A 9,584-nucleotide genomic window follows, 5' to 3' on the forward strand; every position below is an offset into this window, starting at 1 on the left:
TCCGGGAGAATCCGGGTTGCAGGTTTTTTATTGAACACAAATTATTACATGCTGTCGGTGGCCAGCTCATCTTTCTCTGTCTGCCCACCATAATATTTTGTGAGAAAAGCGTTCTTCTCTTCATCCGTGATTTTGTGTATGCCGATGCCTGTGGCGGCAAGCAGTATCGAAATGAACGGTGCCACCATATTGAATATTGCGTAGGGTGCATACTCCCAGGCAGCGACCCCGAGTACTCCGTAGATGAACACGCCACATGTATTCCACGGGATGAATACTGAAGTCAGTGTACCACCGTCCTCCAGGGAGCGCGAAAGGTTTTTGGAATGCAGGTTCTTCTCGATGTAAGTACGGAGAAACATCCGGGAGGGCACTACTACGGAAATATACTGTTCTGAACATGTTGCATTCGTCGCGAACGCCGCAACGACTGTGGAAGTGACCAGACCAAGCGTCCCCTTAGCGATCTTTATAATCTGTTTCATGATGGATTGCAGCATGCCACTGTATTCAAGTATGCCGGCGAATGTCATTGCGACTATCGTCATGGAGACGGTGTACATCATCGAGTCGAGTCCTCCATTGTTGAACAGTTCATTGATCATCTCATTGCTCGATTCAATGACGTATCCCCCCTGCAACGTTGAAATGGCCGTCCCGAGATCTCCCCCCTGCACGAAGAGGTGGCATAGGAAACCAAGTACTATACCGACAATCAATGCCGGGATGGCGGACATCTTGAAGGTGATGCACAGTATGACGGCAAGCGGTACAGCGAGCAGCCAAGGGGAAATCAGAAATTGATTGTCAAGCGATGTCATCATGTCTGATATCTCACCGGCGTTTGCACTGCCATCCCCTCCAAATTGGCGGCCGAGGAAAAAGAAGACTGTGAGTGCAATGATGAGGCCTGGTATGGTCGAATAGAACATATGCTTGATATGTACAAAAAGATCGGTGTTCGTCAGACCGGAAGCAAGGTTGGTCGTATCGGACATCGGAGACATCTTATCACCGAAATAAGAACCGGATATAACAGCACCTGCAACCATGGCAGGTGGGATGCCCATGCTCATGCCGATTCCCATACCAGCCACACCGACGGTTGCCATCGTCGACCATGAACTGCCGATAGACAATGCGACGATGCCGCATAGGATCGTAATGGTCACCAGAAAAAGGGAGGGGCTGATCAGGGCAAGGCCGTAGTAGATCATGGTGGCGACAATCCCACCGCCAATCCATGAGCCGATGACCAATCCAACCAGTATGATTATGACGATGGCAGGTAGGGCCAGACGGATCCCCTTATACATCATTTCTTCTACTTCCCTCCATTTGAACCCATGAAGCAACGCCACAACTGCAGCTGAAGCAGTTCCAAAAATAAGCGGCAAGTGGGGATCTTGCCCCAGCCATATTACAGCAGTGGCCATTGCGAGGATCATCAATAGCAGAGGCAGAAGTGCCATGAAGAATGTAAAGTCTTTTTTGTTGTTTTGTGAAGCCATTTGATCACCATCATTCCATATTAATAATTCTTCTAGATTATACTATAAAAACGGTTTCATAAATAACTAAATAAAGTATCTTTTGTCAAAAAGTATTATAAAAGGTGAAGGAAGACGACAAGACTTTTTTTCTAGAGAGCATCTTATTTCAATATCAATATGAGTGCGAAGAATATTATGGCCCCGATCAGAATGCGCTGCAGAAGCCTGTCCGACATGATGCTGGCATATTTTCCACCGAAGGATCCGCCTATCGCTGAGCCGATGGATAAGGCAATTGCGAATTTCCAGTCGATCATATCATTAAATATGAAGACGAGCAGCGATATGGAAACGTAGATGGTGACGACGAGCGTTTTGATGCCATGCACTTCGGCCATCGGTATTCTGGGGATGAGCATGAGGAGGATCAGGCTGATGAAGAAGCCGACACCAGCCTGCAACGTTCCTCCGTAGAAGCCGATCAGTGTAAAGGCAACCAGAAGAAGCGGAATGGAAATCTTTAGATTTAAAGCCCCCTTCATGTAGCGCTGTGGTTTGATGATGAGCAGAACTGCAAAAATCACCATGAAGGTCGCCAGCAGAGTATCGAAAGTCTCATCGGCGATATTGACGGCAATACGTGCACCATAGACTGATGCGATTGTTGTCGGGACTGCCAACATCAGACTCAAACGCCAGTTCAGATGCCCATTTTTATGGAATTGATAAAGTGCAAAACAATTTTGGACAAGTATGGCGATACGATTGGTTCCGTTCGCCACGGTCGATGGCAGGCCAAAAAATATGAGCATCGGTAGCGTCAGCATGGAGCCACCGGCTGAAACGATATTGATGAATCCGATTGCGATACCCACAGCCAGTACGGCAAAAAGTATCAATATTTCCATGTTTTTCAGCATCCTTTCTGTGTCGGCGACGGCCTTGGCCCTACACTATATTCAAGTGCATGATTCAGTTATTCGTTTCCAGATCATTCATGTAGAAATTGGTGTTCCGGCGTACCCGGCGTATGGATAGGGTCACCCCGCTGATGATCAGTATAGCGCCGATGACTTCAGTAATGAGGATATCAGTGCCAAGAATCAGCGTCGACCCCGACATGGCGACGAATGGTTCAAGATTCATCAGCAATGCTGCGTTCGCTGCCCCAACTTTAGGCATTTCGCGATTCCATGCCATGTTTGTAATGCCATGGACGATGATGCCGCTTGCGATGAGCAGAAACCACATCGTCCAATCAGCCGACCATAACCGCCCATAATCTGCAGCGGGGAGGAAGGGCAGCAAAAGGATGAGGCCAGAGAGGTTGGACAGCAGTGTAATCTGTATGGCATTGATATATTTTGACATCCATTGGATGAGGATCATGAATACTGCAAACGTCAGCATGGTCAATACTATGACGCCTTCCCCCCATCCGAAGACAATGGCCGTGCCGTCGAAAGTGCTGAGTACCACTCCAACGAGAGCTAGCACTGCGCCCATTCAGAACTTGACACCTCTCCGCTCGCCGAAGACGAAAATGGTCAGCACGGCTGTCATGACGGGGGCGAGTGCCAGAATCAGGGCAGATGTTACGGGGCTCGCTGTAACCAGGCCCAAGAAGAATGTGTATTGGTTCATGGCGATTCCGACGATTCCCGATAAGACGATGACCACCCAGACTTTAGCGGGAACTTTAGGCATGCGGAAATAGCGGGAAGCAAACAGCCAGAGGAAACCATTTATGGCAATCAGGCGTATGATGGTGATGCTGTAGGCGTCGAAGTGTTCGACCAGTATCTTCCCGATGATAAAGTTGCTGCCCCATATGATGACGGAAAGGAACAGAATCGGGTAGGTCCACCACATCCTTTCATCTATTGGATATTTGCTATGGGTTTGTGCCATGGTTTCCTCCTTCCATTGCGATTGAGTGTAATAAGCATAGTATAGCAGATGGCCGTGAGTCGGTAGAGGGGGTAGGCAACGCAGATGCATGAAAAAATGTCTGGCCGCTCAAGTTTAGGCGGTCAGACAGTCAATTGCTACATATTCATTTTTTGGACCGGGTTCGCAAAGAACTCCTGTGTTTCCGCCTTGATCACTTTATAGAGGAAAAGAAGTCCAACCAGGTTCGGTATCATCATCAGTGCGTTCGCAGTATCAGCGAAAGCCCAGACAGTGGAAAGGTCTGCTACTGTCCCGAGGAATGTCGCTGTGATGTAGATGACACCATAGGCCGCAATATATTTCAGGCCGAATAGATACTCGAAACATTTTATACCGTATACATACCAGGCGATGATTGTAGAGAAGCCGAAGAATACGACTGAGATGGAAACGATGTATTCCCCTATGGCACCAAGAGAGGAGCCGAATGCAGCACTGGTCAAGGCACCGGCTTCAAGGTTCGGATTGTGGCTCACGCCTGAAATGAGGCCGCCAGAAGCATCCCAGAAGCCAGTTACGATAAGCACAAGGCCCGTCATGGTACAGACCACAATCGTTACGATGAAAGTGCTTGTCATTGCCACAAGCGCTTGTTTAGCCGGATGGGTGGTTCGTGCGTTACCGGCAATCAGAGCGACTGTACCCAACCCCGCTTCGTTCGAGAAGATACCTTTTGAAACGCCGTGCTGCATAGCCTGCATGACCACGATTCCCGAGAACCCGCCTGCAGCAGATACTGGTGTGAACGCATGCTTGAATATCAATCCAAATGCCGGAATGATCTGATCATAGTTCAGTGCCAGAATCAGGAGGGCGCTGACGATATAGAGGACGGCCATGACCGGCACAAATACGCCGGCGACGTTACTGATGCGCTTTATGCCTCCAAATACAATCAATCCGACCAGGATGACGAGGATGACACCTGTCACCCATCCAGTTACATTGAAACTGTTCTCCATGACATCGGCGATTGTATTGGATTGCACACCGTTGCCGATGCCAAGTGCGGCAAAGGCTGCAAAGAAGGCAAAAAGGACGGCCAGCCATTTGAATTTTGAACCGAGCCCTTTTTCTATGTAGTACATCGGACCACTGGAGTACTCTCCATTCTTATTTTTGACCCGATACATCTGCGCGAGCAGCGCTTCGGAATATTTAGTGGCCATCCCGAGCAGACCTACAAGCCACATCCAAAACAGGGCGCCCGGACCCCCGAGTGTAATGGCAGTGGCGACACCGGCTATGTTGCCGTTTCCGATCATGCCGGCTAGTGAAGTCATCAATGTCTTGAAGTTGCTGACATCACCTTCAGCGTCATCATCCGACTTGTCTTTAGTGAACGCCAGTTTGAATGCATATCCAAGCTTGCTGAACTGCATCCCCTTTAGTTGGAGGGTCAGAAACAGGCCGGTGCCGGCGAGCAGTATCAAGCTTGGCGGTCCCCAGAGTATCGCGTTTATTTCTCTTAAGATTTCTAGCATATTTCCACTCCCATTATCCTGAAAACGCTCTCATATTTTCATAAGAACCATCATTTTTATATTACAGTCCATCCACCATAACAAAAATCCATCATTTGTCTATTGTAATTATACTTCTTTAAAATAATTTTTTTCTTTTAGTGAATTAAATATTAATTTAAAAAAATTTCATAATTTTCAGTTTTATATAGCGCATCGTGTACCCAGGGGGGAGTACGGAAAAAGGTGATAGGGGCAGCTTCTGCTTAAAGTGTTTAGAGGGTCACGGAAAAGTGAAAATAACCATGAGGGCAAATATGAAACGATAAAACGGAAGGAGGCGTGATATGAAGACAGCAGCGGAGATCATCATCGATCTGATAGAGCGGTTCGATGTCCATGATGCAGGAAGGAAACGGGCACACGGTATCGGCACACTGCATCGTGCAGCAGTACACTTGAATGCAGAGGGAAAGAAGGTATTCGGGGATGTGGAGTGCGCAACAGTCAGGCTGTCAAACGCAGCTACCTCCAAAAAGATACCTGAACAACTGGTCAACATCAAAGGATGCAGCATCAGGTTCCACCACCCCATACGGGCTATTGACATCATCGGTGTCAACTTCCCATATTTCCCATTCAGCACCTCTTCCGAGGTCATCAATCTGATGTACAACATCCATCTTTACGTGGAACGGAAAAACGTGAAACGATTTCTCAACATTTTCCGTGCAGGTGGCCTGTACAGCCGTCTGGATTCTCTTCTTGCGGAAATGCCGAAGCGGACGGATATGGGCCATAAATATTATACGACCCATAGCTACGGCAACGATACGCTGAAATTCCGCATGGATTATGACCCGCAGAGCGCCAATATCGAACTCTATTCGGAAATGGACCCACATACAACAGAGCATCGCCCGAAGAAAACCACACATCTTGGCAATATGTCGATTGGAGAAGAAAAGGTTCAAGGCATAAAGTTTTTTGATACGATGAATGCGCCATTCGGTCGCGCACCTAATGGAGAAATCCCTTATCTGCGCCACTTCCTCTATAGGCGTTCCTTCTTCGGAAGGTTGCAGGAGACGAAGCTTGGTATAGAGCAATATCGGTTGCTGAAAGAACTCTGGGCTGAAGAAAAACATTATGTACTCCTTAAAGATCCAGGCATATTTGACCAGATCGAGAACTTGTTCAATTCATCCACCGGGATTGCAGCCGGGGATTTTGAATGCCTTCTTGATCAGGCATATGGTAGAGACCATACCGCAGAAAAAATGGAAAATTTCCTGGAAAATATCTGGCCCCACTTCGCGCATAGAGCCGATGAACAGGAAGCCGGAGCCTACCATAGACTGCTCGATGAGCCAGAAGTGTGGGAAGTCTATGATTTCGTGGGCTTTATGTCTTTAAAATATGAGGTGGCGGAGCTATTGGATTCTGTGGTTGTAAAACTGATGGGAAGAAAAGAATATCAACATATGCAGAAAGGAAAGATATAGATGAACCAGGAAAAATTTGAGCTCAATGATGGCAGTGCGTTGCCTAAGATTGGACTCGGTACGGTCGGCATCAAAGGGGCCGCCGGGGTCAACAGCATGTTGACGGCAGTTGATGGCAACGGGTACCGTCTTATCGATACTTCCACCAACTACCTCAACGAAGGGGCAGTGGGGGAAGCAGTCAGGCGTGCCGAAGTACCGAGGGAACAGCTGATCATCAGTTCCAAGCTTCCAGGCAAAACACACGACTATGAAAAGGCGGTCAAGATGATTCAGGAATCGCTCTATCGTATAGGTCTCGATTATTTTGATAAGTATCTGATTCACTGGCCTCTGCCGATGCAGGATAAATATGTCGAGGCATGGCAAGCTCTGATTGATGCCAAGAAGTTCGGATTGATCAAAACCATCGGCGTTTCCAATTTCCTTGAAGAGCATCTCGACCGTCTTATTGATGAGACAGGCGTCACTCCGGCAACCAATCAGATTGAGCGCCATCCATACTTCAACAACAAGGCGTTGGTCGAGGCCAATAGGAAACGTGGCATAGTAACCGAAGCATGGAGTCCGTTCGGTAGGGAGATCAACGATGTGTTGGACAACCCAAAAATCAAGGAGATAGCCGATAAATACGAAAAATCACCTGCACAGGTGATTGTAAGATGGAATCTGCAGAACGGTGTCCTCGTCATACCAAAATCGGCCACGTCCGCGCATCAGAAAGAGAATCTTGATGTTTATGATTTTGAACTTTCACAAGCGGACCTTGAAGCGATAGATTCCCTTGATAAGGGAGAAGAAGGCCGGGTTGAGGGTCAGCATCCTAATGAATACGAAGAATATGTATAGCGATAAAAAGAACTAGAAGAAGCGGCCAAAAGCTGCTTCTTCTAGTTCTTTTTAATTTCTTCGTATTTTCTGAACCACTCGGGGAATGCCTTTTTAAACGCAACCGGCTTAAATTCTCCAGAGATTTTCTTGACGACAAGATGTGTCGTCGTCCCTTCGGCACATATATTCCCCGAGTCGTCTATAATCTCAAAACCATATTTTGTCCTCATGCCTGTATTTTCTTCCACCCATGTACGGACAAACGCACGGTCTCCATACTTCAACGCTTTTTTGTATGTGATATCCACATTGTATACAGGGGCGTAGAATCCTTCTCGTTCCATAGCGGTATAATCAAATCCGATATCTTCGACGAGCTGCATTCGTCCGAGTTCCAGCCATTTTACATAGTTGGCGTGATAGATGACGCCCATCATGTCAGTGTCCGCATATAATATCTGTACTTCTTTTTCTGCCACGTGAAAATGATCCACTCGAGACATCCTTTCAATTATATTTACATGCATATTATACCATTCTTAAGGCTTGTTTCGGCAATCGGCTCGCGATTCCCGAAGATGACATGATATTCATGTGTTTTTATGTAGACATAAGCCCGGTATCGCCAGAATGAAATTTTAAATCGGTAAAACGTTTACATGTTTGACTTCAAGTTTTACAAGCGTTAGAATTGGTTAGTCTAACTAACCATTAGGGGTGTTGCGGATGAATCCTGAACAGGAATTCTTCGAACTGTGTATCAATATCTATAGGCCTTATACCGGTGAAGCCAACAAAATACTATCAGCCTATGACCTTTCCAGCGCCCAGTGGCAGATCCTAAAGGATATTGCCAGACATGGCGAAACAACGCTCGTCGATGTAAGTAGAAGAAGGCAGATAGAAAAATCCACCGCCAACAAAGTGATTACATACTTGCTTGAACTCGATCTGATTGAGTCGACGCCCGGCACTGACGATCGTAGGCGCAAGAACCTGAGTATGAGTGCTTCGGGTGAACGCCTATTCAAGGAAGTGCGCGCCCGTATGGCAGACATGCAGAGAGAAATACTTCAGGATTTTGATTCTAAAGAAGTGGACATGATGATAAAAATGTTGCGGAGAATCAATATATAGAAAGGATATGATGGCTTGTCCCGGGAAATGCATCAGGAAAATAAGATTTGGACGAAAGAGTTTCTGGCCATATTCATGTACCATTTCATCATTATGTTCTCAATGTACATATCAATGGTGACGATAGGCAGTTTTGTGATAGATAATTATAATGCATCAGCCAGTACGGCTGGTCTGGTGGCGAGTATTTTCATCGTCGGGGTTCTGATCGGCAGGGCGCTGACGGGGCAGCAGATCAATACAGTCGGTGCAAAGCACCTCCTCTACATCGGAACAGTGATGTTCTTCGTCACCTATAGCCTCTACTTTATAGAGGGAGGGCTCGCACTGCTCATCATCACGCGTTTCCTCAATGGATTCGCAACCGGTCTGATCAGCACTGCGCTCAATACGTTGGCGACCATTTCGGTGCCTGAGAACCGCAGGGGCGAAGGCATCAGCTATTTCAGTCTGAGTTTCGTAGTCGGTTCCGCCATCGGGCCTTTCCTCGGCTTCTTCATGATGGGCATCATGCCATATAATATGATGTTGCTGATCATCGCTGTAGCTGTACTTTTGGTGGCTTTCACCATACCGATGATTCGGACGAATAATATCAAGTCCCCATCCAAACCGACATTAAAAGAATTTAAGGTGATCGACCGGCAAGTCCTTCCGATGGGCGTTTCAATTTTCTTTATGGGGCTTGCCTACGCCGCCATACTGTCATTCCTGAATCTGTTCGCCAAAGAAGCCAATCTTGTCACTGCCGCAAGCTTCTTCTTTATCGTCTATGCCATCTCGATAACGTTTACACGGCCGTTCACCGGTAAGCTGATGGATAACCGGGGGGCAAACATCATCCTCTACCCGGCATTCGTATTGATGGCCATCGGCTTCTTCATGCTTGGGGGCGCCACGACGGGATGGGCGCTGCTTACGGCCAGTGTCTTGATAGGCCTTGGTTACGGGAACTTCCAATCGATTGCCCAAACCGTCTGCGTAAACATTGCCACACGTGAGAACGTTGGACTTGCTACAAGTACCTTCTTCATTATGATGGAGATCGGACTCGGCTTCGGTCCAGCATTCCTAGGGCTGCTTGTACCATCATTTGGCTACGGTGGTGTCTATCAGCTCCTTGTACTCTCTATACTCCTCGCTATGGGAATCTACTTCATGGTCTATGGCAGATATGAAAGCCATAGACGAGAAGAATCGAA

Annotated in this window: 10 protein-coding genes; 4 read left to right on the forward strand and 6 right to left on the reverse strand. The window is 47.3% G+C overall.

Features of this window, described 5'->3' with window-relative positions; all coding sequences use genetic code 11:
* Nucleotides 1-44: 44 nt before the first annotated feature.
* From nhaC to ACFFLE_RS09130, 5 genes are all read right to left on the reverse strand, one after another.
* A complete protein-coding gene (nhaC, locus tag ACFFLE_RS09110) occupies nt 45-1,511 on the reverse strand; it encodes a Na+/H+ antiporter NhaC (RefSeq protein WP_380570791.1) in 1,467 nt (488 codons plus the stop codon).
* Nucleotides 1,512-1,654: 143 nt separating this feature from the next.
* On the reverse strand, nt 1,655-2,401 hold the full coding sequence (locus ACFFLE_RS09115) for a sulfite exporter TauE/SafE family protein (RefSeq protein WP_380570792.1): 747 nt from the start codon (nt 2,399-2,401) through the stop codon (nt 1,655-1,657).
* Between the two features lie 64 nt (nt 2,402-2,465).
* A complete protein-coding gene (locus ACFFLE_RS09120) occupies nt 2,466-2,999 on the reverse strand; it encodes a DMT family transporter (RefSeq protein ID WP_380570793.1) in 534 nt (177 codons plus the stop codon).
* Entirely contained in the window at nt 3,000-3,404 is a 405-nt protein-coding gene (locus ACFFLE_RS09125; RefSeq protein WP_380570795.1) for a DMT family transporter, read from the reverse strand.
* Between the two features lie 137 nt (nt 3,405-3,541).
* Nucleotides 3,542-4,930: an alanine/glycine:cation symporter family protein gene (locus tag ACFFLE_RS09130; protein ID WP_380570796.1), complete on the reverse strand. Its 1,389-nt coding sequence runs from the start codon at nt 4,928-4,930 to the stop codon at nt 3,542-3,544.
* Nucleotides 4,931-5,256: 326 nt separating this feature from the next.
* Here ACFFLE_RS09130 and ACFFLE_RS09135 point away from each other — a divergent pair, with 326 nt between their 5' ends.
* Nucleotides 5,257-6,414: a hypothetical protein gene (locus ACFFLE_RS09135; protein WP_380570797.1), complete on the forward strand. Its 1,158-nt coding sequence runs from the start codon at nt 5,257-5,259 to the stop codon at nt 6,412-6,414.
* Nucleotides 6,415-7,263, forward strand: a complete 849-nt coding sequence (locus ACFFLE_RS09140; protein WP_380570798.1) for an aldo/keto reductase — start codon at nt 6,415-6,417, stop codon at nt 7,261-7,263. It abuts the gene before it with no gap.
* 41 nt (nt 7,264-7,304) lie between these two features.
* Here the strand turns inward: ACFFLE_RS09140 and ACFFLE_RS09145 are convergent, their stop codons facing one another.
* Nucleotides 7,305-7,739 (reverse strand): acyl-CoA thioesterase, encoded by a 435-nt coding sequence (locus tag ACFFLE_RS09145; RefSeq protein ID WP_380570799.1) that lies wholly within the window; start codon nt 7,737-7,739, stop codon nt 7,305-7,307.
* 232 nt (nt 7,740-7,971) lie between these two features.
* Here ACFFLE_RS09145 and ACFFLE_RS09150 point away from each other — a divergent pair, with 232 nt between their 5' ends.
* Nucleotides 7,972-8,382 carry a MarR family winged helix-turn-helix transcriptional regulator gene (locus tag ACFFLE_RS09150; protein ID WP_380570800.1) on the forward strand — a complete coding sequence of 137 codons (411 nt, stop codon included), beginning with the start codon at nt 7,972-7,974 and terminating at the stop codon, nt 8,380-8,382.
* A 15-nt stretch (nt 8,383-8,397) separates the two neighbouring features.
* Nucleotides 8,398-9,584: MFS transporter (locus tag ACFFLE_RS09155; protein WP_380570801.1), on the forward strand; the 1,187-nt coding region annotated here is incomplete at its 3' end.

The organism is Salinicoccus siamensis, from assembly GCF_042429615.1.
Taxonomy (GTDB): Bacteria; Bacillota; Bacilli; order Staphylococcales; family Salinicoccaceae; genus Salinicoccus; species Salinicoccus siamensis.